Source organism: Paenibacillus sp. FSL H3-0310 (assembly GCF_038002785.1).
Classification (GTDB): Bacteria; Bacillota; Bacilli; order Paenibacillales; family Paenibacillaceae; genus Paenibacillus_AQ; species Paenibacillus_AQ odorifer.
Genome location: NZ_JBBODC010000001.1, coordinates 2515152 through 2538016 on the forward strand (window position 1 = coordinate 2515152; position 22865 = coordinate 2538016).

Below are 22865 nucleotides of genomic sequence, written 5' to 3' on the forward strand. Positions count from 1 at the left end.
TGTATGATACTGGAAAGTGTTCTGGTTAAGAAAGGGTGATGAAATGATTTACACGGGAAATAATAAAAACTTAAAAATAGAAGCATATGAACCTTGTCCTTGTCATCCTGATAAAAAATTTAAATTCTGCTGCTACCAGAAAGCGAGAGAAGATAATTCGTTTTCAAATCATAAGGATTCAAGTATTGGAAGGGTCAATCATTTGCTCAGAACAGAGTTTGCTAAGACAGATTTTAAGATCTGTTTTGGTTTTGATAAAACTGAGTGTAAAGGACCAATAAAAGGTGCTCACACCATTCAGAATAATAGAATTTTGGATAGATTGAGCGATAACGGTCATCTATATCACTTTTCAACTGAGGTTGTTAAGGAAGGTCGACCACCTGAAGCAATTATTAAACAGGTTAGTAGGAATACTGCAAGTACATTTTTTGGATTTTGCGATTTTCATGATACAGAACTTTTTAAACCAATCGAACTTAAAGAATACTCAGGTGAAGCCATACAGGATTTTTTATTTGCTTTCAGATCACTGGCTCTTGAATTACACAGAAAAAATAGGATGCTTTCCATTGTCAAAAAGATGTTTTTAGATAGACCAAAGTTAATGTTGGATGAACAGCATGTTTACATGTATCGACTTGCTAAGGTTGATGTAGAGGATCACATGTTTGAGTATAATAATTTCAAAGAAAAATATATTTCTAATCAATACGATATTTTAAGGACAGTTTATCGAAAATTAGACTATGAAGTAAAGTTTGCAACATCGGCATCATTTGCAGTACAGCACAATTTAAATGGCGAGATGATAAATGACACTTTTAATTTAAGAGCAGACAGAATACCTTCGATATTCGTTACTGTCTATCCAACAAAAAATGGAACAACAGACATTCTGATTTCACATCTATTAACCGATAATTCGGTTTATAAAAGTTACTTCGATTTACTGGAAACACTTGACAATGAGGCATTCCTTAAATACTTGAATTACTTAATAATTGAAAGTACCGAAAATGTATTCTTTAGTCCTTCTTATATAGAACAACTAAGTGACATGGAACGAAACTCATTAGTCAGAAGTTACAATTCTTCTTTAAATGTTCTTGAAAGAATTGATTTATTGAGCTCAGGCAATTACTATAATTTTAATTTGTTCCAATTGGCACCTTAATCGGTGCTTTTTTTATTTGGGAGGGCGACCTTAATGGATATCAAAATTGTACCAATTGAACAGATCAATGCAGCTGTCTATAACCCCCGCGTCGACCTTCAGCCGGGAGATCCGGAGTATGAGAAGCTTCGCCGCAGTCTGGACGAATTTGGCTATGTCGACCCGATTGTTTGGAATGAGCAGACCGGCAACATGGTCGGTGGCCATCAGCGTTACAAGGTGCTGGTCAATGAGCAGAGCTGCACGGAGCTGGCCGTTTCGGTAGTTAACCTAGACCCGGATCGGGAGCGACTGCTGAATCTGGCGCTGAATAAAGTATCAGGCCGCTGGGACGATGAAGCGCTGGTGCAGCTGTTGAATGAGCTGCAGGAAGACGGAGCGGATCTGGTTCTGTCTGGTTTTGAGCCGGAAGAGATCAGGGAGTTGATTGTAGAGCTTGGAGATATTTCGGATATTGAGATCAATGATTCAGTAGTTGAAGATGACTTCGACGTACAGGGAGCTCTTGACGAGATTAAGGAGCCGGAGACGCAGCGCGGGGATATTTGGCAGCTTGGCCGGCATATCCTAATGTGTGGTGACACTACGAATGCAGAAGATGTGTCCCGGCTTATGGACGGGATGAAGGCGAATCTGGTTGTGACGGACCCGCCATATAATGTAGCGGTACAGAGCGATTCGGCCCGCCTAGCTGAAGCAGGTACCAGTTCCATAATGAACGACGATATGCCCGCAGATGAATTTGCGGGCTTTTTGCATGCTGTTTTTCAGAACTATGTGACGGTGATGCTGCCTACAGCGGCCATATATATCTTCCATCCAGCATTTTATCAGAGGGATTTCGAGAATGCGATGAATGCTGCAGGCATTGTACGTAGAACACAGTGTATTTGGGTCAAAAATTCTGCGAGTTTTGGATGGTCACAATATAGATTTCAACACGAGCCAGTATTTTATGGTCATATCAAAGGAAGAGCGCCTAGTTGGTATGGTGATAGGACTCAAACTACTATTTGGGATATTTCTCGAGGGGATGTTTCGAAGTACTTTCATCCGACTCAGAAACCATTGGAACTGTTGACTATTCCGATCCAGAACAGTAGCCAGCGTGGGGATACTGTGGTCGACCTATTCGGTGGCAGTGGCTCCACCATGATGACCTGTGAGCAGCTTGACCGCTCTTGCAGGACCATGGAGCTTGATCCGCTGTTTTGTGATGTGATCAAATTGCGGTACCAGGCCGCGACAGGCACAGAGCCATTGCTGCTTCATCGTGTTGATCCCGTAATAAATTAAAAGGAGGACGCGTGAACGTCCTCCCCTTCACCCAGGGTATCCCCCGGCTGAGACAGCGGCGCGCCACGCGTGGCATTTCCAGACATCCGCTGTCTCGCATTCCATCATAACGGAAAGTCGAGGGGTACGTAAATGGGAACACAAGATGAAATTTTATTGCAGCATGAGCTCGAAGTCATGGCCGGTATCCTGGAGAGCAAGGCGCAGTACCGTAAAATTGTTAAGGCCGGCATAGCCAAGTGGGTCAAGGACTTCCAGGACGGCCGGATTGAGATCAAAACGGTTGACGATCTGAAGAAGCTGATTGAGATAGATATTGAGCTGCAGAGAGAAGAGATTTAATTCTCTTTAGCAAGAAATTGGAGGAAAAAGCTTCTATTTTGTCGAACAGGTAGGCACCAAAAGAAAGAGGTGTCTAATTTGTTTATAGATCAAGCAATACAGTTTGTTATTGATGAAGTTGAGTCCCCTGCTCTTGAACATCCACAACTCGAGGAGGAATACAAAAATAAGGTCAAACGGTCAAAAACCCTCGTTCATCGGATGAAAAAAGTTGGTGATCTTGCAAGGTATCTTAAGCGGTTTGAAATAGTCCCCCAAATAGGAGATCCGAAAAGAAAACTATATGATAGATTTAAAGCGCTCGGGTTAAAAACATATGAGGACCTTTATTCCGAATTTGTAAATTCATTTGCTCATGCAACGGACGATGTGACAGTGCTCGATGATTTTGTTATAGGTCAAGAATACTCATCTTGGGACATTTCTATATTCTCGCAAACTTATGATACTCAGTCTGGGATATATTTGATCGGCGATGAGCCTAAGTATCAAGCCATTTTTATTAAGGCAACTTTCTCGGATGGCAAATACCCGAATGAGTGGATTGAAAAATTCGATGTTCTAAAATACTACATGTTTAGCTTTCGAAGTGTTTTTAAATCTGAGTATAAATACAATAAGGCTATAATTGATTCTCCAAAGTATGGGACACCGATATATGTTTTTGAGAAGGAAAATGAGAAGTGTTTATTAAAGGGTATATACCAGTACGTCAAACACGAACACGAGCCTTCCGATGACTCGCGTTGGTTTATACTTAACAAGGTGAATTCTTTTGAGACCCAAAAGGTTGTAACCCAAAATGAATATGACCAGGAAATCAATAAGCAGGTGTCTAAATCAAAAAGGCGAAATAGGTCAGATAGACGCAATAGACTCAAGGAAGCGGAAAAAGTCCCGAGCACCGTGACGGTTACTTCTACTCAATTTGTAAGAAATGGCGATGTTATTGTAGAAGTGCTTGAAAGATCGAAGGGAATTTGTGAAGAATGCAAAAAACCTGCTCCTTTTTTGAGAAGGGACTTTACGCCTTATTTAGAAGTTCACCATGTAAAGCCGTTATCTGAAGGCGGTGAAGATACTGTTGAAAATGCAAAAGCAGTTTGTCCAAACTGTCATCGGGCTGCTCATTATGCTGCCAAAGTTGTCACTGTGACAGCAGCCATTATCATGGATGCGGAAAAGGTGCTCATTACTAAGCGGAGAGACGAGGGAAGCATTTCAGGGTTGTGGGAGTTTCCTGGTGGTAAAATAGAAGGCCACGAGAGCTTAGAACAATGCCTTCGTCGTGAGATCAAAGAAGAGCTAAGTATTAATATAAGAGTTCGTAAGTATTTCGGGGAAAGTGTTTTTCAGTCTGAGAAAGCCACATATAGAATAATGGCTTTCTTTGCAAAGCATATAAGTGGAGATATTCAGCTGAATGTACATGATAAAGCAAAGTGGGTAGACATCTCGGACCTCAATCAGTATTCATTTTTGCCCGCTGATGTAACATTTGTTCAGTCACTACAAAAAAGATTAAGTAAGACAAAACAGTAAATCTGAAGCCTGCAATTATTGCGGGCTTTTTTTCAATATCTCGTTCGGAGGTGGGTGATATGTAATGGCCAGAGAACGCAGTCCCGAACGGGATAAGGCAAAGCAGATGTGGCTCGAGAGCGGCGGGACGATGAAGCTTAAGGACATCGCCGCCGCTCTTTTTGTTGGCGAAAATAAGGTGCGTAAATGGAAGTCAATTGACCATTGGGAAGAGGAACTCAAAGGGAACGTTCCACCTGAATCCAAAGGGAGCGTTCCAATTGAAATGAAAGGGAGCGTTCCACTTCGCGGCGCTCCCAAAGGGAACAAAAATGCAGTCGGTAATCGAGGCGGTGCTCCTCCGGGCAATCATAATGCGAAAGGAAACAGCGGCGGTGCTGGTGGGCCATTTGGCAACAAGAAGGCAGTCACCACAGGCGAGCATGAGACCATTTGGTTGGATGCGTTAACCGAAACCGAGCAGCAGCTCATCGATCAGGTGGACACTGACCCGATCATCCAAGCGAATCAATCCCTTTATCTTCTAACGATCCGTGAGCGCCGCATGATGCACCGGATCAAATCCCTGATGGATGGGTTATCCGAGACCGAGCGCAGTGTGCTCTACGAGATGAAGGCCATCAAGGAAGTCGCGGAGATCCACGATGAGAAGACCGGTATTACGAAGAAGATCCCACACAGTCGAAATGAAATGATGGAGTCGAAGATTGAGGAGAAGGGTTTCCGCAAGATAGACGATATCGTAAAGCTGGAGGAGGCCTTGACCCGCATCCAGGATAAGAAGATTCGGGCCATTGAACTCAAAAATCGATTGACCGACGACGAGAAGCGTATCCGCATCGAAACCATGGAGTATGAGTTGCAGATGCTTCGTGGCGGGGGTAAGGAAGACTTCGAAGACGATGGCTTTATGGATGCGCTGAAGGGTAGGGCAGCGGAGGTGTGGAACGATGGCGAAGCTTAAACTCAAGCCGCCGGCATTCAAATGGGCTCCATTCTCCAACAAGCAGCTTAAAGTTCTGACTTGGTGGATGCCCGAGAGCCCGCACCATGATAAGGACGCGATCATCTGTGATGGTTCGGTCCGGGCTGGCAAGACGGTTTGCATGTCATTCTCCTTTATCGCCTGGGGGATGGACACCTTCCGAGGAGAACAGTTCGGCATGTCAGGGAAGACCATTGGTGCGCTACGACGTAACGTGGTCGGGCCTTTAAAGCGCATGCTGGCCAGTCGTGGGTACCACGTTCATGATAATCGATCTGAAAATGTTTTGACTGTGACCCGGGGCTTAATAAGCAATCGGTTCTTTTTATTTGGTGGCCGAGATGAAAGCTCACAGGATTTAATCGCCGGGATCACGCTGGCCGGGATGTTCTTCGATGAAGTGGCACTCATGCCGAAGTCATTCGTCGATCAGGCGACTGCTCGTTGTTCCGTAGATGGAGCCAAACTCTGGTTCAACTGCAACCCTGCAGGACCTTATCATTGGTTCAAAAAGGAATGGCTGGACCAGCTGCAGAAGAAACAAGCACTGCACCTACACTTCACGATGGAGGACAACCTGTCTCTCTCCGAGCGTGTACGGGAGCGGTACCGTCGCATGTACAGCGGGATATTCTATCAGCGGTACATCTTAGGGCTTTGGGTTATGGCAGAGGGAGTGATTTTCTCTAAGTTTAATGATGCGGTCCATAAGAAACCCCGAGACTGGTTTCCGGCCAAGTTTGATCGCAAATTCATTTGTATCGACTACGGGGCCAATAACCCAACGGCATTCCTGAAATACGGGGTCCAAGGGAACGTCTATTATGAACTTGATGAGTATTATCACAATATCCGCCATAAGGGTGAGAAAACGAATGGTGAATACGCGGATGACCTGGAAGCCTTTCTTGATGGTGATGAGTATTCAGTCTTCATCGACCCATCAGCAAAAGCTTTTATTATTGAACTGAAGAAGCGGGGGATCAACAATATCCGTGCTGCGGTAAATACTGTACTGGATGGGATTCAGACGGTATCTAACCGATTTCAGAATAATGAACTTTATATCTGTGCTGATAACACCAATTCCCTTCAGGAGTTGGTGTCTTACGTTTGGGATGAAAAAGCCGCAGAACGCGGCGAAGACAAGCCCATTAAGCAAAACGACCATACCTGTGATGCACGCCGATACGGTATTCATACGGATTATCTGCTACAGCGTGTAAAGCAGCGTAAAAAAGAGAGAGAGGAGCGATCTGATCATGATGTGGGGTGGGTGTAAGGCATGAGTGGCGAGGCACAGTGGTTCCAAATATCAAAAGCAGAGGAAAGGCATATTCCATCGAGCGCTCAGCTACCGGATAGCTTTGAAAACCTATACGATCAGCACGGGCTGCTTCCGTTTCCACCAGGCAATGATCCTGCCTCCTGCAAACTACTGGTGAAAAACAGTAACATCATTCCGCAGTGCATCGAGGCATACAAGCGAAACATTGCTGGATATGGTATTGCTTTGGAGTACCTCCCCGGTGAGAGTGATCAGACCGCGCAGGAGGAGTGGAACAAGGCTGATAAGTTCTTGGAGACCTGTAACCTGGAGGATACGCCGGATGAGATTATCGGCTCCTTGATTGAGGACATAGAGAGCAGCGGGAATGCAAATGTGGAGATCGCCTGGCCTGCCGGCAGTGAGTTCCCAACACTCTACCGAATCAATCCGAAATTCGTTCGTTGTACCCGAGAGACGGATAAGGTGTCGATCAAGCGCAAGCGGCTTATCCGGTCATCGAAGAAGGTAGAGGAATTCTCCCAAGATATCTATGCCCGGAAGTATGCCATGAAGAGAGGGCAGTCCGTGGTGTGGTTCCGTACATTTGGAACAGAGGGTCAAGGGAATCAGATCATACCTTTGAAGTTGGGAAACGATGGTCCTTATGGTGAACCGCGCTGGTTTGGAAATGCACCAGGAGTGGTTGGTAGTCGTGAAGCAGAGGAACTAAATGTTTCCTATTTCTCTAATGGACGAATGCTTTCCATGCTGCTAACGGTGACCAACGGACGACTAACTAAGCAATCCATGGAGCTGCTGAAGAATGTAAAAGGTTCGCAGTCCCAAGGAGGCATTCTTTATCTGGAAGCCATAGGGGAAGAGACTGGTGGACCACTAGATGAGAAAGTCGAGAAGGTATCCATTAAGCTGGACAAACTGAATGATCTGCTGCAACAGGATGCCTTGTTCCTGGAATATGGGAAGGACAAGAAAGCCGATATCCTCTCCGCGTTCCGATTGCCACCGATACTGGTTGGCCAGAGTTCTGATTACAACCGTGCAACGGCGCAAGCCGCGCTGCGATTTGCAGAGGAACAGGTCTTTGAACCGTACCGCAAGTGGATCATGGATGAGATCTTTAATAAACGCTTATTCCCGGCTATGGGCATCTTCCGTGTGCGGGCGACCCTGCGTGGGCCACGCATCATTGACCCGGAAGACCGCAAGGCGTTGCTGGACTTTATCGCAGACCGAGGCATTATGTTGATCAGAGATTTAATCCCAATCGCTGAAGAGGTACTTGATACAACGGTCGATGAGTCAAAATACACTGATGAATATTTGGATACACCGATTGCTCAACTGATTAATAGTCAGCCTGCATTAACTGTGCCAGAACCTAACTCTGATGTAGACAATCTGCAAGAGCAGGTATCCACCATTGCCAAGCGTCTGCTGCGTCAGAGTCATGATGAGGTAGTCGGCCATGTGTAAGGATTGCTGGGAGCTCATCGCCAAAGCGGATGATACTGAGTTTTTGGATAGTTTGGAGCTGACCCATGCGGAGCGGACAGTGCTGGAAGAGTTGTACAAGCAGGGAGAAAACCGAATAGTTGAAATCCTTGAGCTACAAGGGAAGGCATTGCATGACGCGATTCTGGACCTCAGAGAGGAGTTGCTGATTGATATCGGGGAGCTTGGAAAGGTTCTGCTGTCTCTTCAAAGCGGTGATCTCTTTACAGTTCAGTTCGAGCAAGCGGTATATGATGCTTTCACTCCGCTGTACCATTTGGCTGGTGAATCGGAGCTGACGGCGCTGAATACCAACAAGACCTGGTCCACTAAGAACAAGGCAGCTTCCCGTTTTGCGAAGAACCTCAAGAAGCTGGTACCAGATATGAACGGCACCAGCGCGGATGTTATGACCCGGGCTTTTCAGAAAGCCATTAAGGAGGGAAAGACCCCCTCCGAGCGAGCGCTGTTGGTGCGTGAGATCAGCGCGACGGCCGCCAAAGGTGATGCCGGCCCATTCAACATGGAGCGGGCCATTACCGTTTCCCGAACCATGAGCACGGCAGCAGCCAACGGCGGCAAGCTGGAAGGTTGGAAGCAGTCAGAGGTGGTAACTGGGAAGAAGTGGAGGTCTTCTAAGGGCGATCGCACACGAAAGACACACAAAAAAGCCAACGGTCAGGTGCAACCGCTGGATAAGCCCTTTGAAGTGGGTAAAAGCAAACTGATGTTTCCAGGTGATCCTGCAGGACGAGCCGAGGAGATTATTCGCTGTCGGTGTACTTTGCAATCTGTAATGGAATGAAAAGGTGATTTCCTGACTAATCTTTCTTTTAGTTAATATGAATTACAAAAAAACTGGAGGGGATTATTTTGAATGTGGAATAGAAGACTGAGTAAATAGAGTAATAGACTGATGATGATCATTAAGCTAACGGGCAGGATTCTTTAGCTTTAATTGTTTTTTGCCAAAGAATTATAACCTGATTGTGGTATAATTTGTTAATTAATATATATTTGAAAAAGTTCATGCTAATAAATGATTAAGTACAAATATTCTATTGGGAGAGACCTATGACTGATATAACTTTAGACAATATCAAAATTACAGTAGACTCAAATGACACTGATTACAATCAGGTATGTAATAATTTATATGAGTACAATGTTTGTGCGACAAATGGGTTACTCAAAAAGCCTGGGAAGGATATTAATTTATATCTAAAAGATGAATCAGGCAAAGCCGTGGGCGGTTTGTTTTGTGAAACCTGGTCTTACGGTTTGTATATTGATGTATTTTGGATAGCTGATGAATACAGAAACAAAGGATATGGAAAAATCATGATAGCAGAAGCTGAGAGGCTAGGGAAAGAACTTGGCTGTATATTTGCTCATACTTGTACATTTACGTATCAATCGCCGGAATTTTATAAACGCATGGGCTATGAGGTTTTTGCAGTTAATGATGAATACCCAGAAGATATAAAACAATTTTTCTTAAAGAAGAAATTATAGTATAAATATTTTCTATTGAACTAACGGGACACGATAGCATCATGACGAACAGGCTGTCGGTATAGGCTACCTGTTCAACTATCGGGCAGGATAGCTCAATAAATTCGCGAATACTCTACATATGGAATTATTTACGAAGTTCGTAAATATTCGTTATCTGAAAGAGCGGCCCAATAAACTTTGAAAGTAATTCATTCGCAACATCCTGTTGCCTTATGCAAAAGATTTTTTAGTGGAATTTCTTTTATACAACTCGAACATGTTTGTGAAAAAATACGAACGAGAAATTTAAATGAATAGGGGTTAATAAATGATAAAGATTCGAAATATGACAGAAAGTGAATTTGAAAAATTTAAAGAGTGGTCTGTTAATGACTATGCAAAAGATTTAATCAAATCTAAAATGAGTAGCGATAAAGATGCTTATAAATGTGCTGAAAAAGAATTCAATGAACTACTTCCGATGGGTTTATCAACAAAAAATAATTATTTATATGTAATGATAAATCATAGTTTAGAAAAAATTGGTTTTATTTGGTATGAAAAAGAGAATACATCAGGATTCATTTGTGATTTTTTGGTTAAGCAAAATTACAGAAATAAGGGATATGGATTTGAAACTATGAAATTGATAGAGCAGGATGCCAAAGATAAAGGAATTAGAAAACTCAGACTTAGTGTATTTAATTTCAATGAACCAGCCTACAATCTATATAAAAAACTAAAATATAAAGAAGTTGAGAACAATGATGGAAATGCGATAATGGAAAAAATACTTGATAACTAATATATGGGGAAATTCAAATGCCCCTTATGTACTGAATCAGTAAATGATCATTAAGCTAACGGGAAACGTTAGTTCAATGAAACAGCGACAGTCAAGGACATTATTTTCTCGTCCTTTGCTGTCGCTGTTTCAATTTCTAGGTCAGTCCATTATTTATTTAACGAATTTTGGCGCCATTACAATTCAGAATCTGCAAGGAGTTATCTAATATAGCTTTTTTTATTGAAAGGAGGTGAGAACAGAATATGAGCTATAAACTGAAAGACGCCAAGATCACGCATATCTCCCTTGTAGACAAGGGAGCGAACGGCGTGCCGTTCGCCATCATCAAAGACGTTGGGAAGAATGCCATCCAGAAGCAGGTCCAGATCGCCAAGATTGACGACGATAAGCGGATTGTCAAAGGCGTGGTGTATCAGCCCGATGTGGCAGACGCCCATGATGATCAAATGGATGAAGTGGAGATTGAGAAGGCAGCGCATCTCTTTATGGAGAAGCAGCATACCTACAACATCGACAAGCAGCATGATCTCGAGGTCGATAAGGGTTTTGTCATTGAGTCATACATTGCTCCTTGTGACATGACACTTGGTGAGCAGCAGATTGCGAAGGGCTCCTGGGTGGCAGCTGTGAAAGTGACTGAAGACGATACTTGGGAGGCAATCAAGAAAGGCGAGATAACTGGCTTTTCAATGTGGGGCGTAGGCAAGAGGGAAGAGATCGAGGAAGAAGAGGAGGTATCCAAGGGATTCTTGAACAGGATAGCCAAAGCGCTGGGTCTGATTGAAAAGGGCGCTGTCGCTGACAAATACAATAAAAACCGAAAGGACCGAGAATTTTGGGCAGCACAGGATGCGCTCAACTCGGTCCTTTTTCGTTGGGGTAGTTGGGAAAGCGGGATGGAAACCGATACGGATACTATTCGGGAGGCGCTACAGGATTTTGTGGACATTGCTGAGGACGTGTTGACCAAGGAGGATATCGTGAAAGCTATCGGCGCGCCGCCTGAATCCATTACCAAAGCTGGAAAGGCGATATCTGCCGGCAATCTTAAACATGTGGACGATGCGATTGCTGCGCTTAATGAATTGAAAAATAAAACGGCTCCTGTAGAACAAGAGCTCGAGGAGGATGACGATTTGAAAGCTGAAGATATTGCAAAGGCCGTTACGGCCGCAATGGCCCCGATCGCCAAGCAGGTAGAAGGCTTGACGGCAGAAATTGCGGATCTTAAGAAAGAGGAAGGTGTCGATGGTGAGCAACCTGCAGGTGGGGCTGCTCCAGTTAATACCGCAGAAGAGACTGCAATTACCGACGCCATTGCCAAGGCTCTTGCACCGCTGAGTCAGCAGATGCAGACGCTGGCAGCTGACGTGCAGTTGGTAAAGAATAGCCGCGGTGCTTCCGCGCAAGGTGATGAAGAAGAAATCAGCAAATCAGAAGGCGCCGTTAGTTTCGGACGCTTCCTATAATTCGAAGGAGGAATGCAAATCATGAGAACAAACGGTAACATCGCTAGTACGAGCATTCGTAAATCAACCATCGTTACACCAATGGACCAAAATGCCTTGAACTATGAGGAAGTCGAAGCCTTCACGGATATGGCGTACGAAGCTAATGGCTTCCTAAAAGGTATCCGTCATGAGAATCGGAAGAGCTCCAAAGGAACTATCGATAAAATTGGTGTGCGTGGCCGGAACATGCGCGGTAAAAAAGAGAACATCATGGCGACTAATACACCAGGGCTGACCTTTCCACAAATTCCGTATTCGGTAGAACCTGTGGTTCTTCCTTTTGATATCACTGAAGAGTTTATCCGTCAGACGCAACGGGTTCGTGGTCAAAACGCTGAAGAAATTATCATGCGGAACATGGCCAACAACTACGGGGAGAATATGCAAGACATTGCCTTTAATGGCGATACGAATACACCTAATACAGACCCAGATTATGAGTTCCTGACCATTAATGACGGTTGGTTGAAACTGGCCAGAACAACCGGTCATTATTTAGATTGGAAAACACTTTCGGCTAAAGAGAAAACAGGGATTTTGTTTGAGGTTGAGCGTGCGATACCAACCCGTTATCGCGCTGGTGGAGTATTCAAATACTTCATGCATCCAAATACCTTCAGCGAGCGACTTCAGATGCTGGCTGAGAAGGACACCAGCGCATCTATTCAGTTGCAGATCTTGGGAGGGACGAAGAAAGTCAACGCTTATGATGTAGAAGAGGTCTGGAGTATGCCAGAAGGTGCCATTCTCTTTACTTATCAGCCGAACTTTGCAATGGTCCATACCTACGATATGCAGATCCGTAAGACGACTGAGGGAAAAGAGGCAATTTGGACAGATAAACGTTTCTATGCTATTCATTCAGATTTTGATGCGATCTATGAGGAGCCACAGGCTCTGGCATTCGTGGAAGGGGTGGAATTTTAATGTCCTACGTAACTTACCGAGGCAAAAACGCCTCCCTTCGGCTGCATAGTATCCGGTTTGTGCCTGCTGTGCCGGTGTTGGTGGAAAATGAGACGGTGCTGAAGCACTTACTGGAGCATCCTGATTTTGAGGTTAAAACGGAAAAGATCATTCCACTGGAAGATTTGTCTCTACCGCAACTGAAGGATAAGGCGAAGAAAGCAGGCATTGAAGGCTTCACGGATATGAAGAAGCCGGATTTGATCGTCGCCCTGAAGGCACTGGAAAGCGGCGGTGTGCCGGATGCTGACAGCGACACTCCTTAAGAGCCGTAGCCGCGTCAGCGCTGTGCAGGAGGCTACTGACGATCAGCTTGAGCAGTACATTGATGACGCACAGACCCGGATTGAGTTGTACTTACCTGTTCATTTTCCGGAGGTGGTAGACAAGCAGCTCATGCTGGCCTGGGTGAAGCTTGCGGAGTCACTGGCTCTGCAGGACAGTGAGGAATACCTGGCTTCAGTCGCCCGCGGCTACTCAGCAGAAAGTGACGGCGCTTGGACATATACCCGACAGGCAGTTGAAGGGAAAACTACAGGCAATGCTGATGTGGACTCTATCCTCTTCCTGTGGGTCAAGAAGCAGCAGGCCGGGTCGGATGATGGGAACATCACGGCCTATTTGCTATGAATCACCGCATGAATACACCGCTGGAGGTGTACAGGGTCGGCCGCCAGCAGGATGCCGATAATCTGTTCAGTGATCGGAAGGCGGGTAAGGTCGCGGTTCTGAACTGTTTCGTTGTTAAGACGCAGACTGATGCCAAGGCAGAATCTACTCCTGTCATTTACATTGTCAAAAAGACAATTGGGGTTCCGAAGACAGCAGACGTCCGAATCAGTGACGAAGTGTTACTGCTCGGACGTAGGTATCTGGTGATTGACTCTAACCCTCGCCGTTACTGGCGTGAGTTATTGGTGACTTGCGAGGTGAAAGGCAGTGAGCGTGCATGATTTTGATGGTTTAGTGAAGAAATTCAAGAAGCTGAGCGACGAAGGGGTTAGTCAGATCCTTAAGAACATTGCTGAGGCTGTGGGCGAAACACTTTTGAACCTGGTCATCGATGAGATTGATAAACAGGATCTGATTGACACTGGATTGATGTGGAACTCCTTTACTCGTGGAGAGGACAATAACATTTGGGAATGGGATGTTGACCGCAATTCTATAACTATAGAAGTTGGTTCCAACCTTCCTTATGCACGCCATCTCAATGATGGATACACCATCCGTAAAGCACATTATGTTCCTGGATTCTGGAAGGCAAATGGTCAGTTTGTATATGATCCGGCTGCAAAGACTGGCTTTATGGCTAAGCCACGGTCGTTCATTGGTCGGCAATACTTTGACATCGCTGTGAAGGAGCTGGATGGCGGTATGAACGCACTGATTATGAAGCGGTTGGAGAAAGAGCTGGGGAGGATGCTGTCATGATGGATGTGGGATTGAAAGCCTGGGCAGAACTCGTGCAGCGGATATACCCGGAGCTGCCGATTCTTCGAGATCGTTCTCGCTGGCTGGCAGGGCAGTTTGATCGCCCCAGCGTGTTCATCGAAACGGATCTGGTATCCGACAAAACTCATACGCCGCGTGCAGACCGCATCATCGAGGATGTTGGGCTTGTCTTTCATTACGATATCGACCGAAGCAGGGGGGAGGAATCCGAGGAACCTGTCCCCTTGGACTTATCTCCCTTCTTTCTGTACCTTCGTCAGCAGCGGTTCTGCGTGGCTTCGCAGCGCTTCGGCATTATGATGGTGATCGAGGCTCCGCGCACGCGGACACTGAATGACCGGATGGAAGTCACCTTCAGATATTCATATCTGCTGCATGTTCCGAAGCTGCTTGAAAATAGTGATGGTAGTCCAGTGGCCAAGATTAACGACTTTTTTATTGATTCAATATGAAGCTGACGATAATTCGCTTTTATATTTCTTTTGCAAACTGCTGTATCTCAAATATTAGAGGAAACCATGAGGTATATCACGAATAAGAGGTGTACTCTATATGAATTAGGTGATGTATATGTGGGAACATCCTTCGAATAGTCAAGTTAAGCAGTTAAAGAACAAATACAAGGAATTGTACATTCAGCTAGAACCAATCGTGAATGCTTGGGACCCAATAGGTTTGATTGAGGGCGGTGCTCCGAAAGATGAGTATGATTGCATTTCAGTTCAGCTAATTTCAATGTTGAACAAAGGGAGAAGCCAGAACGATATTTATGAGTTTATTATTCACGAATTGGATGATCACTTTGGAATGGGGATTGATTCTATATCGAGTGAATATATGGAGAGATTTATTAAGAAGCACAAAGATTTTAGCGCGAATTTAGTTAAATGGTATACGTCTCAAAAGATATAATCGCCCTTGTTGAGGTGGTTTTTCTTTTGATCAGAAAAGAAAGGAGAACTTAAAGAATGAACTTAAAAAAACAGATTCGCCAACCTACTAATGTTGTTCCGGATACCCTGAACAAGCGAAGCAAGCAGGAATGGATCGAGAGCGCAGTGGTTTTGAAGCGGGAACGCTTTGAAATCGCCGGCGCTCTTTTTGATTGTGACGAAGATACCCTGCTGACTCAGCAGGAAGTTATTCAAAAGGTGCAGGCCTATTTGGGACTGACAAAAAAGGAGGAAACAGTGAATGTCGATACAACGGAATAGACCAGGCGCGTATGTGGAGCTGCAGGCGGTTGCAAAGTCTCGTGTTCTATCGGTATCTGGTCGCGTTTTGATACCGTATCAAGCTGAGTGGGGATTGCCAAATAAAGCAGTGGATATGGCGGATCAGTCGGAGCGTTTGAAAGAATCTGGACTGTTGGTAGATGAGTTGGAGCTAGCAGCTGAGAACGGGGCGACCGTTATCGGTTACCGTGTCACCAACGGCAGTGAGGTGGCAGCATCCGTTGCAGTAGCCAGCAGCTATACCATTGAGGCCCGTTATCCAGGCACTCGCGGAAATGATTTCGAGTACCTAATTCGGACGAGTCTGGTGGATGCAACAAAGAAAGAAGTTGTCATTCGGGATACGAAAGGTATCTATGATACTGAGACGTTCTTGGTCGCTGATAAAATGGAAGCAATTAATGCTCTGAAAAAGTCCAATATGGTGCGTTTTAAAGACACAGGTTCAACGACGTTGGCTGATGTTGCCTACACGAAGTTAGCCGGTGGAATCACTGGAACTGCAACGATTACGGCAGCCAATTGGAGCGGTATATTTAATCGGATTGATGGTTTAGTGTTTGATGTCGTGTACTTGCCTTCTTCTGAAGCTTCGGTTCAGGCAGCCGCGAAACAATGGTTGCTGGATCGCCGCACCAAGGCTCGCAAACTTGCACAGCTGGTCATTGCAGGGGCATTGGAAACTGATGATGACATTGAAGATCATAATACGCGCAGTCGCGCGGCCAATGCCCGGTTTATCATCAATTGCTCTTTGGCTGGTGAACACACCAATGGTAAGACCTATGGTTCTCTTCACTGGGCAGCATGGGTGGCTGGACTTGCAGCTGGAACACCGGCGAATAAATCATTTACGGGTGTTAAGGTACCAATGACTGAAGCTCTAGTGGACTGGAGTCATAGCGAAGTTTTGAAGGGGTTGGCTGAAGGTACCCTGATGGCTACCCGCGACGGTTACGACTATATTATTGAGTCGGCAGTGAACACATTGACCGCACTTGGGGCAGGGGAACGGGAGGACTTCGGTAAGATTCGAGTTTCCATGACGATTGACCAAATCCTGAATGACATCTACGCTGCTGGCAAAGCAAACAAGGCTAAGCTGGATAATGACAAGGATGGCCGAGGTATGTTTATCGCAGCAGTCGTTAGTTATCTGAAGACTCGTGCTGGACAGAAGGCGATTGACTCAGAGTTTACATTTACTGAGCATCCAACGAAGAAAAGTGATATGGATTATGCTTACTTCTCCCTGTCTGCAAAACCGCTGGACGCGATTGAGATCTTTAATATTGATTGGGAGGTGGCGTAATCGATGGAACGCGAACTTATTGGCCGTAATTTATCCGTACAGGATGACAATGGCGACTCTATTCAGACCATTAAAGAAGTAGAGGTTATTCTGAAGCCGGAGACACTGGATATTATCCGTGCGCGGAAGATGTCTAAGACGAAACAGATCGTCGGGTATGAGATCACCGTAAAGTTGGTTATGTCAAAACTGGAGTCCTCTCTTCGTTACAGGCTCCTAGCTGATTTTAAGGCGGGTAAGACGATGTTTCTAGACCGGATTACCGGCTCTCTTGAGGACATGCAGACAGGTAATGTAGAACGGGTGATGATCAGCGGTGTGCATATTCATGATGAAATGGATCTGCTGGTTGCCAAGATTGATGACAACAATGGCATTGATATCACACTGTCTGGTACCGCGAATGATTTTGATTTTATTGAACAGTTTCCGGATTATATGGCATAGGGACGGGTAACCGTCTCTTTTTCTTTATCTCATATCAATTAAAAATTGGAGGAAGAATCACTATGAGCGATAAATTAGAAAAATACCTATCCAAAGGCAAAGCAGGTCGTAACGACGATACCATTACTGTGCCGGCAGACGGAGAAGAATGGTCTGTGCGCCGCCTGACCACTATTGAGGTACGCCGAGCCTATGAGTTGGCCTATGAGGAAAATGGTGATCCGAAAGATTCCTATAACGAGATCGACGTCATGATCGTTAAGGCAACCGAACATGAATTTGATTGGAACAATAAAGATTTACTACTCGCCTTCAATTGCACTAGTAAATATGAGCTGCCACCGCGTATTCTAGACAATCCTGCTGATTATTCGGAGCTTAGCAAAGCTGTGCGTAATTTCCAAGAAACAAAGGACGAACTTATGAAAGAAGCAAAAAACTCATCAAGCAAGACGGAGAAGCAAGCTGGGTAGCATCCTTTTGGATTAACCAGAAGCGGCTGCCGGCTGAAATCCTACCTTATGAGGTGGATAAACAGCGGCAGTATTATTTCTGTCTTGCCGCGGGGATGATTGCTGAGGAAGAAGCCAAACGCCTGGCTAACAAGAAATAGGCAGGATGGGGGTGAACAATTATAGCAGCTACAACAAAGGTGACGGTCCCGTTCGAAGCACGGGATCTTATTTCCGGTGCTGTCCGGAATATACGAACAGCACTCCGTGGAGCCACAGATGATTTGCTCGACTTCAGGCGTGCCGCAGGACAGATGGGGGACAACCTAGTATCTGACCTTCGGCGATCTCGGAGTGCAGCGGATGATTTAGGAAGCCGGGTCGGTAACGCATCAGATGAAGTGCGTCGGCTGGGACGCGCTAACGTTGATGATATCTTTCGCCGGGCTCAATCAGGTGCAGATGATTTACGTCGTTCAGCATCCCGTGCAGATTCGGAGATCCGCGGAATGAGTGATTCTCGTGTGAATATACGTGCTCAAGATGAATTGAGCCCAGTCCTTGATGGAATATCTTCCAAGATTACAACGATTGCGGCAACTGCAGGAGCTCTAGTGCTAGGTGGTGGAATCAAGGATGCATTATTCGGGAATGTCATGGACTACTATTCCGAAGCTTCCCGAAGCGCAGCCTTACTACCTGCAACTGCACGTGATCAAGGTCTTCAGACTGTGAAAGATCTAAATGTTCAGGGTATTATCCCTTCTCAGACGGAAGGGGCTAGACAATTAGCAGATATTTCCCCACTAGTCCGGGATAAGTCGCAAACTAGCGAATTTCTGAGAGCTTCAGCAATGATGAAATATCTCTTGCCAGATGCAGGGTTCGAAGAGATCAATCGCGCACTCGCGCAGTCAGCTGACACGTTCGGTGAAACTTATGCTTCTGTAACTGACAGCATGATATATGCCTATGAAAAAGTCGGAGATCGACAGAAAGATCTGTTCGACACATTTTGGGAGTACAGCGGTTATTTTAAAAACACCGGTGCAAACTCTGGTCAGATGGCCAACTTCTTAACCCAAAGTGTGAAGGAAGGCTCCTTCAATTTTGATAAACCTGCCGATTTTATAAAGGAAACTTTTGGAGTTAAAGCTTTAGACGCTGGCGATATGGAGAAGTATTTTGCTCTACGCGGAGCTGGAAAAGCCGAAGCAGCAAAACAAGCTGTCTCATTTACTGGAGACATTAACTCCGGTGAAGAACAACGTGCAAAGGGTGCGCTCATGGCCCTAGTTGCTGATTTAGCCAGTCAATCACAGACTGAGCTGAAAGCTTCTCTGGTATCTCTTGGATCAGCTACAGCAGAAGACAACGGAAGTGCTGTGCTCAAGACATTCCAAGTACCTTTTCAACCTGCACCTTCAGGTATTGCAGGGACAACAGAGAGAATGGTCAAGGCTCAGCAAGATGCCAATCCAATGCAGGATATTATTCAGACACGGGCGGAGATCGATCAGCAAATGCAGGAGCTGGGAGCAAATCTATCAACAGCAGTTCTTCCAGCACTTAAAGAATTCAATACTCTTATCACAGAAAATAAAGACGAAATACAAGAACTAGGAACTAAAGTTGTTGGCTTTGTCAGCAAACTTACCAGCTTATATAGTGATCATTTCAATTCGATAAATGGGGCTTTAGGAGTTGTTGCTGGAGGGTTAGTAGCAGTGAAGGGAGGAAGACTACTCCAAAAAGGCTATACGAGTGTCAAAACAGCAACAGATTGGATTGGTCAGAGAAGAGGACAAACAACAACTCCAATCGATGAAGTAGGCACCCCTACCCGCCGTAGATTTACGCTCCGACGTGGCACCACTGCTGGATCAAATGGTGGTCTTGGCGGTGGTCTGAAATCGATTTCCTCTATGACTGTAAATGCCAGTGTGGTCTACCTTAATGAATCTGGCGGTTTAGGTGGATCAATTGGTGGGCAAGGTAGTCGCTCAGGAGGTAGGCCAACCCGCCGTGGGCGTACTGGTCGCTCAAGTTCTAACACCGGAACAATAACTGGTGGCAGTGGAGGTACAGGCTCAATCAGAGCGCTCCGGGGTACGCGAACTACTAATATTCCTGATATCGATGCAATTCCAGACGTTGCTGGAAGAAGAGGACGAGTTACCTATCGTAATACCGCTCGGCTTCGGGGGACGTCTGCTGTTCCGGATATCATCTCGGATGTCTCGGATATACCTGCGAGACGAGGGTTGTTAAAGGGATTCGCTAAAGGTGGGACCAAAGCTGTAAAAGCATTAGGAATTGCAGGTACTGTGGCGGGTATTGGCATGACAGGCTATGACCTGTATCAAGCATCAAGAGACGATGGGTTTAAAGCCGGAGTATCATCTACAGGCGGATCATTGGTCGGAGGTACAGCAGGGGGAATCCTTGGGGGTGTTGTTGGTTCATTAGCTGGACCCATAGGAACTGCAGTAGGAGCAGCAGCAGGCGGATGGGTTGGCGATAAACTAGGTTCCCTAGCCGATTCGAGCAGAGTTACCAAATCCGTTGTTGATGGAGTGGTTTCGGCTGCTGGCGGTATTAAGGATGCGGCAGCTTCAATAGGTGGTTGGCTTGGCTTTGGCAAAAAAGAAGAGAAAAAGCCAGAGGTTAAACCTCCAACTGAAGCAAAGATCACCTTTGGTACCCTGACCCCAGAACGAGAAAAACAATTACAGGAGACCTTCAACGCTTTCCGGGCCAATGTCGCCAAGGATGGATTAAAGACCGCATTAACTAGTGCTGTTAACGAGAGCGGCGTTAAGGAAACGGTCGATAAGATTAAAAATACATTTGTTGGCGCGTGGAAAAGCACAGAATCGGGCAATGCTCAGCAAAACGTGCAGGCTTTTGGAGCAGCTGCACAGAAAACAGCTGGACAGACTCAGCAGTTAGGTGTAACCACGAAAATCAGCACTGCTGGAATTGTTCAGGGTGCTGGTGCAGCGGGAGCGAGTATGCTCGGAATCGGGACTGCAGTAAAGACGGCGACGGATGAGACGAAGCAGCAGCTGCTATCGATACAAACGGTTACGAGTCAGAGTGAAAGCTGGGGCAGTACCATTATTACGAGGATTTCGAAGGGGATGCAGAGTAAATTCCCAGAACTTAAGTCGACAGCAATCGGTGCTATGGGTATTCTGAATACCCTGACTGGAGCAGGGTCTACGAAATCATTTAGTGCACCAAGTCTTATGAAATCCAGTGGTGGTGCCGCATATGCAAACGGCGATATTATTACTCGACCTCATATCGGGTTAGTCGGTGAGGCGGGACCGGAAGCGATTATTCCTCTCTCAGCAGGGCGCCGGCAACGCGGGGTGAAATTGTGGGAACGAGCTGGTGCGATGCTGGGTGTCCGTGCGTATGCAAATGGAGGCATTGTTGGCGCACAGCCTTTGCGAACTCAAGCTTATAAGGCGAAGGCCTACATTGATGATAACAACGACAGGATAGGTTACGGAGCCGGCTATGCCGAAGGGATCCATGGTTCGCTTGAAATGGTGAAAAGGCAAGGTCTGAAGCGTTACACCAAGGCGATGAGTAAAGCGAGTAGCCTCACTGATGCTTATAAAATACGCTCGACGGGTCATCAATTGCGTAGGCAGGCTGCCAAGATGAAAACCTTTGCCAGAAGTACGAAACTACTTGGCAAAGTGGTTCGACCTGTTGGCTACGCCATGGATGCTTGGGATATCCTCTTTGCTGGCAAAGGAAAGCGCGGGCGACAGACTGCTAAAGTAGCTGGTGGAATTGGAGGCGGGATCTTAGGTGGCGCGGCAACAGGTGCAATGCTTGGTACCTTCCTCATGCCTGGTGTAGGAACAGCCGTTGGCGGTGCAATCGGGGGGCTGTTAGGAACAATCGGCGGTGAGAAGTTGGCCACGAAAATGTATGATGGCATTTCTGGATTCTTTGGACGTCGGAAAAAGCGCAAGAAGAAGTACGCTGATGGTGGGCTTATCAGTGCTCCACATATGGGACTGGTCGGTGAAGCTGGTCCAGAGATGATCATTCCACTTTCGCGGCAGAAGAGTAAACGAGGAAGAGCATTGTGGGAACAAGCCGGAAGCTTGCTTGGTGTGCGGCCCTATGCCGATGGTGGAGCAGTGGGCATGAGATCATCGAGCATCCCGGTGGCCAAGACAATTGCCCAGGCACCTGCAGCTGTCCAAGATATCATAATAGAGAATATCAGTATCGATTTCGGTGAACTGGCCAAGGGAATTACCAACTTTGCTGAATTCGCTAAGATGCTGACCAGCCCGCAGGGAAGAGCGTTGTTCCGCAAGGTTTTCGGCGAGGAGTTGTACAATGCTCTGGAAAGCGGGGGATAAATCATGCTGACCATGATACGTGATAAGAATAGATTCACATTTCCAATTACACCAGCAGAGATACAAATCACTAGCAGCAATGAGATAGATTCCTTTGTTGTAATTACAGGTGAAGAGAAGACAAGTAAGAGACTCACTTCGAAGCTGAAGCGAGTCTCTTTTTCAGTCATTTTTCCGCGGGACTGGCAAGAGCTTTGGGAAACTGGCAAGGAGACGGTGACTTACCAATCCCCGGAGCAGGCTTGGAAGCTGATGGAGGAATGGAAGCTCAAACCGGTTGTTATTAATTTTGAATCACTCTTTTCGCAAACAATGTGGTTTGAGAGTTTCGAAGCCACTTATAAAGATGGCCAAGCTAATTTACACATCACATTTAATTTCGTTGAGTTCAACCCAGTTAAAATTGTTTCGTATTCCAATACAAAGCAACTCTTAAAGCCTGGTGTAATCATAACCAAGTCATCCAAAAGTCGACCTAATACAACGGGGAAAACGGATAAGAAGAATGAGACAAAGAAAAGTGAAAAATTGAAGAAAGCGGAAGAAAAAAAGAAGAAAAATGAGGAGAAAAAGTCTACAGCTAACGCTAAAGGAAATTTTGATTATCTGGCTCAAAAGGAGCGGATTTTGGATAAGAACTTTAGTGTTAAATAAAAGGCGGGAT

Annotated in this window: 24 protein-coding genes; all 24 read left to right on the forward strand. The window is 45.7% G+C overall.

Annotated features, from left to right (window positions below; all coding sequences use genetic code 11):
• Positions 1–43: 43 nt before the first annotated feature.
• The 24 genes from MHH63_RS11370 (at position 44) to MHH63_RS11485 (ending at position 22855) form a co-directional block, all read left to right on the forward strand.
• A complete protein-coding gene (locus MHH63_RS11370) occupies positions 44–1177 on the forward strand; it encodes a hypothetical protein (RefSeq protein WP_341171524.1) in 1134 nt (377 codons plus the stop codon).
• Positions 1178–1210: 33 nt separating this feature from the next.
• A complete protein-coding gene (locus MHH63_RS11375; protein WP_341171525.1) occupies positions 1211–2473 on the forward strand; it encodes a site-specific DNA-methyltransferase in 1263 nt (420 codons plus the stop codon).
• 132 nt (positions 2474–2605) lie between these two features.
• On the forward strand, positions 2606–2815 hold the full coding sequence (locus tag MHH63_RS11380; RefSeq protein WP_341171526.1) for a hypothetical protein: 210 nt from the start codon (positions 2606–2608) through the stop codon (positions 2813–2815).
• A 78-nt stretch (positions 2816–2893) separates the two neighbouring features.
• The gene (locus MHH63_RS11385) at positions 2894–4357 is read left to right on the forward strand and encodes an NUDIX domain-containing protein (RefSeq protein ID WP_341171527.1); all 1464 of its coding nucleotides are present in this window, start codon (positions 2894–2896) and stop codon (positions 4355–4357) included.
• A gap of 64 nt (positions 4358–4421) precedes the next feature.
• Positions 4422–5321 (forward strand): phage terminase small subunit, encoded by a 900-nt coding sequence (terS, locus tag MHH63_RS11390; RefSeq protein WP_341171528.1) that lies wholly within the window; start codon positions 4422–4424, stop codon positions 5319–5321.
• A gap of 67 nt (positions 5322–5388) precedes the next feature.
• Positions 5389–6624 carry a PBSX family phage terminase large subunit gene (locus tag MHH63_RS11395; RefSeq protein WP_445321757.1) on the forward strand — a complete coding sequence of 412 codons (1236 nt, stop codon included), beginning with the start codon at positions 5389–5391 and terminating at the stop codon, positions 6622–6624.
• A gap of 3 nt (positions 6625–6627) precedes the next feature.
• On the forward strand, positions 6628–8106 hold the full coding sequence (locus tag MHH63_RS11400; protein WP_341171530.1) for a phage portal protein: 1479 nt from the start codon (positions 6628–6630) through the stop codon (positions 8104–8106).
• Positions 8099–8929, forward strand: a complete 831-nt coding sequence (locus MHH63_RS11405) for a phage minor head protein (RefSeq protein WP_341171531.1) — start codon at positions 8099–8101, stop codon at positions 8927–8929. Before MHH63_RS11400 ends, MHH63_RS11405 begins: the two co-directional genes overlap by 8 nt.
• Positions 8930–9198: 269 nt before the next feature.
• On the forward strand, positions 9199–9639 hold the full coding sequence (locus tag MHH63_RS11410; protein ID WP_076219678.1) for a GNAT family N-acetyltransferase: 441 nt from the start codon (positions 9199–9201) through the stop codon (positions 9637–9639).
• A 310-nt stretch (positions 9640–9949) separates the two neighbouring features.
• Positions 9950–10426 (forward strand): GNAT family N-acetyltransferase, encoded by a 477-nt coding sequence (locus MHH63_RS11415; protein WP_076220673.1) that lies wholly within the window; start codon positions 9950–9952, stop codon positions 10424–10426.
• A gap of 245 nt (positions 10427–10671) precedes the next feature.
• The gene (locus MHH63_RS11420) at positions 10672–11898 is read left to right on the forward strand and encodes an XkdF-like putative serine protease domain-containing protein (protein ID WP_076220672.1); all 1227 of its coding nucleotides are present in this window, start codon (positions 10672–10674) and stop codon (positions 11896–11898) included.
• A 21-nt stretch (positions 11899–11919) separates the two neighbouring features.
• On the forward strand, positions 11920–12867 hold the full coding sequence (locus MHH63_RS11425; RefSeq protein WP_076220671.1) for a major capsid protein: 948 nt from the start codon (positions 11920–11922) through the stop codon (positions 12865–12867).
• Positions 12867–13172 carry a Rho termination factor N-terminal domain-containing protein gene (locus MHH63_RS11430; RefSeq protein WP_076220670.1) on the forward strand — a complete coding sequence of 102 codons (306 nt, stop codon included), beginning with the start codon at positions 12867–12869 and terminating at the stop codon, positions 13170–13172. Before MHH63_RS11425 ends, MHH63_RS11430 begins: the two co-directional genes overlap by 1 nt.
• Positions 13150–13536 carry a DUF3199 family protein gene (locus MHH63_RS11435; RefSeq protein WP_076310189.1) on the forward strand — a complete coding sequence of 129 codons (387 nt, stop codon included), beginning with the start codon at positions 13150–13152 and terminating at the stop codon, positions 13534–13536. The genes MHH63_RS11430 and MHH63_RS11435 overlap by 23 nt, the downstream gene beginning before the upstream one ends.
• Complete coding sequence (locus tag MHH63_RS11440; protein WP_076219925.1) at positions 13533–13859, forward strand: hypothetical protein; 327 nt, start codon at positions 13533–13535, stop codon at positions 13857–13859. Before MHH63_RS11435 ends, MHH63_RS11440 begins: the two co-directional genes overlap by 4 nt.
• Positions 13846–14340: an HK97 gp10 family phage protein gene (locus MHH63_RS11445; protein ID WP_076310190.1), complete on the forward strand. Its 495-nt coding sequence runs from the start codon at positions 13846–13848 to the stop codon at positions 14338–14340. The genes MHH63_RS11440 and MHH63_RS11445 overlap by 14 nt, the downstream gene beginning before the upstream one ends.
• Positions 14337–14813, forward strand: a complete 477-nt coding sequence (locus MHH63_RS11450; RefSeq protein ID WP_076310191.1) for a hypothetical protein — start codon at positions 14337–14339, stop codon at positions 14811–14813. Before MHH63_RS11445 ends, MHH63_RS11450 begins: the two co-directional genes overlap by 4 nt.
• A gap of 112 nt (positions 14814–14925) precedes the next feature.
• Positions 14926–15273 (forward strand): hypothetical protein, encoded by a 348-nt coding sequence (locus tag MHH63_RS11455; protein ID WP_341171532.1) that lies wholly within the window; start codon positions 14926–14928, stop codon positions 15271–15273.
• A gap of 56 nt (positions 15274–15329) precedes the next feature.
• The gene (locus MHH63_RS11460) at positions 15330–15575 is read left to right on the forward strand and encodes a hypothetical protein (RefSeq protein WP_076219927.1); all 246 of its coding nucleotides are present in this window, start codon (positions 15330–15332) and stop codon (positions 15573–15575) included.
• Positions 15556–16908: a phage tail sheath subtilisin-like domain-containing protein gene (locus MHH63_RS11465; protein WP_341171533.1), complete on the forward strand. Its 1353-nt coding sequence runs from the start codon at positions 15556–15558 to the stop codon at positions 16906–16908. Before MHH63_RS11460 ends, MHH63_RS11465 begins: the two co-directional genes overlap by 20 nt.
• Before the next feature lie 3 nt (positions 16909–16911).
• Positions 16912–17355, forward strand: a complete 444-nt coding sequence (locus MHH63_RS11470; RefSeq protein WP_060622117.1) for a phage tail tube protein — start codon at positions 16912–16914, stop codon at positions 17353–17355.
• Positions 17356–17417: 62 nt separating this feature from the next.
• Positions 17418–17828 carry a hypothetical protein gene (locus MHH63_RS11475; protein WP_076219929.1) on the forward strand — a complete coding sequence of 137 codons (411 nt, stop codon included), beginning with the start codon at positions 17418–17420 and terminating at the stop codon, positions 17826–17828.
• Between the two features lie 179 nt (positions 17829–18007).
• The gene (locus MHH63_RS11480; protein WP_341171534.1) at positions 18008–22201 is read left to right on the forward strand and encodes a hypothetical protein; all 4194 of its coding nucleotides are present in this window, start codon (positions 18008–18010) and stop codon (positions 22199–22201) included.
• A 3-nt stretch (positions 22202–22204) separates the two neighbouring features.
• Positions 22205–22855, forward strand: a complete 651-nt coding sequence (locus MHH63_RS11485; protein ID WP_341171535.1) for a hypothetical protein — start codon at positions 22205–22207, stop codon at positions 22853–22855.
• Positions 22856–22865 lie beyond the last annotated feature (10 nt).

Coding starts and splice junctions, on each gene's coding strand:
- MHH63_RS11460 (WP_076219927.1), top strand. CDS start 15,330: ATGAACTTAAAAAAACAGATTCGCCAACCTACTAATGTTGTTCCGGAT.
- MHH63_RS11370 (WP_341171524.1), top strand. CDS start 44: ATGATTTACACGGGAAATAATAAAAACTTAAAAATAGAAGCATATGAA.
- MHH63_RS11400 (WP_341171530.1), top strand. CDS start 6,628: ATGAGTGGCGAGGCACAGTGGTTCCAAATATCAAAAGCAGAGGAAAGG.
- MHH63_RS11420 (WP_076220672.1), top strand. CDS start 10,672: ATGAGCTATAAACTGAAAGACGCCAAGATCACGCATATCTCCCTTGTA.
- MHH63_RS11395 (WP_445321757.1), top strand. CDS start 5,389: ATGCCCGAGAGCCCGCACCATGATAAGGACGCGATCATCTGTGATGGT.
- MHH63_RS11475 (WP_076219929.1), top strand. CDS start 17,418: ATGAGCGATAAATTAGAAAAATACCTATCCAAAGGCAAAGCAGGTCGT.
- MHH63_RS11455 (WP_341171532.1), top strand. CDS start 14,926: ATGTATATGTGGGAACATCCTTCGAATAGTCAAGTTAAGCAGTTAAAG.
- MHH63_RS11440 (WP_076219925.1), top strand. CDS start 13,533: ATGAATCACCGCATGAATACACCGCTGGAGGTGTACAGGGTCGGCCGC.
- MHH63_RS11425 (WP_076220671.1), top strand. CDS start 11,920: ATGAGAACAAACGGTAACATCGCTAGTACGAGCATTCGTAAATCAACC.
- MHH63_RS11380 (WP_341171526.1), top strand. CDS start 2,606: ATGGGAACACAAGATGAAATTTTATTGCAGCATGAGCTCGAAGTCATG.
- MHH63_RS11405 (WP_341171531.1), top strand. CDS start 8,099: ATGTGTAAGGATTGCTGGGAGCTCATCGCCAAAGCGGATGATACTGAG.
- MHH63_RS11375 (WP_341171525.1), top strand. CDS start 1,211: ATGGATATCAAAATTGTACCAATTGAACAGATCAATGCAGCTGTCTAT.
- MHH63_RS11410 (WP_076219678.1), top strand. CDS start 9,199: ATGACTGATATAACTTTAGACAATATCAAAATTACAGTAGACTCAAAT.
- terS (WP_341171528.1), top strand. CDS start 4,422: ATGGCCAGAGAACGCAGTCCCGAACGGGATAAGGCAAAGCAGATGTGG.
- MHH63_RS11465 (WP_341171533.1), top strand. CDS start 15,556: ATGTCGATACAACGGAATAGACCAGGCGCGTATGTGGAGCTGCAGGCG.
- MHH63_RS11450 (WP_076310191.1), top strand. CDS start 14,337: ATGATGGATGTGGGATTGAAAGCCTGGGCAGAACTCGTGCAGCGGATA.
- MHH63_RS11470 (WP_060622117.1), top strand. CDS start 16,912: ATGGAACGCGAACTTATTGGCCGTAATTTATCCGTACAGGATGACAAT.
- MHH63_RS11415 (WP_076220673.1), top strand. CDS start 9,950: ATGATAAAGATTCGAAATATGACAGAAAGTGAATTTGAAAAATTTAAA.
- MHH63_RS11485 (WP_341171535.1), top strand. CDS start 22,205: ATGCTGACCATGATACGTGATAAGAATAGATTCACATTTCCAATTACA.
- MHH63_RS11435 (WP_076310189.1), top strand. CDS start 13,150: ATGCTGACAGCGACACTCCTTAAGAGCCGTAGCCGCGTCAGCGCTGTG.
- MHH63_RS11430 (WP_076220670.1), top strand. CDS start 12,867: ATGTCCTACGTAACTTACCGAGGCAAAAACGCCTCCCTTCGGCTGCAT.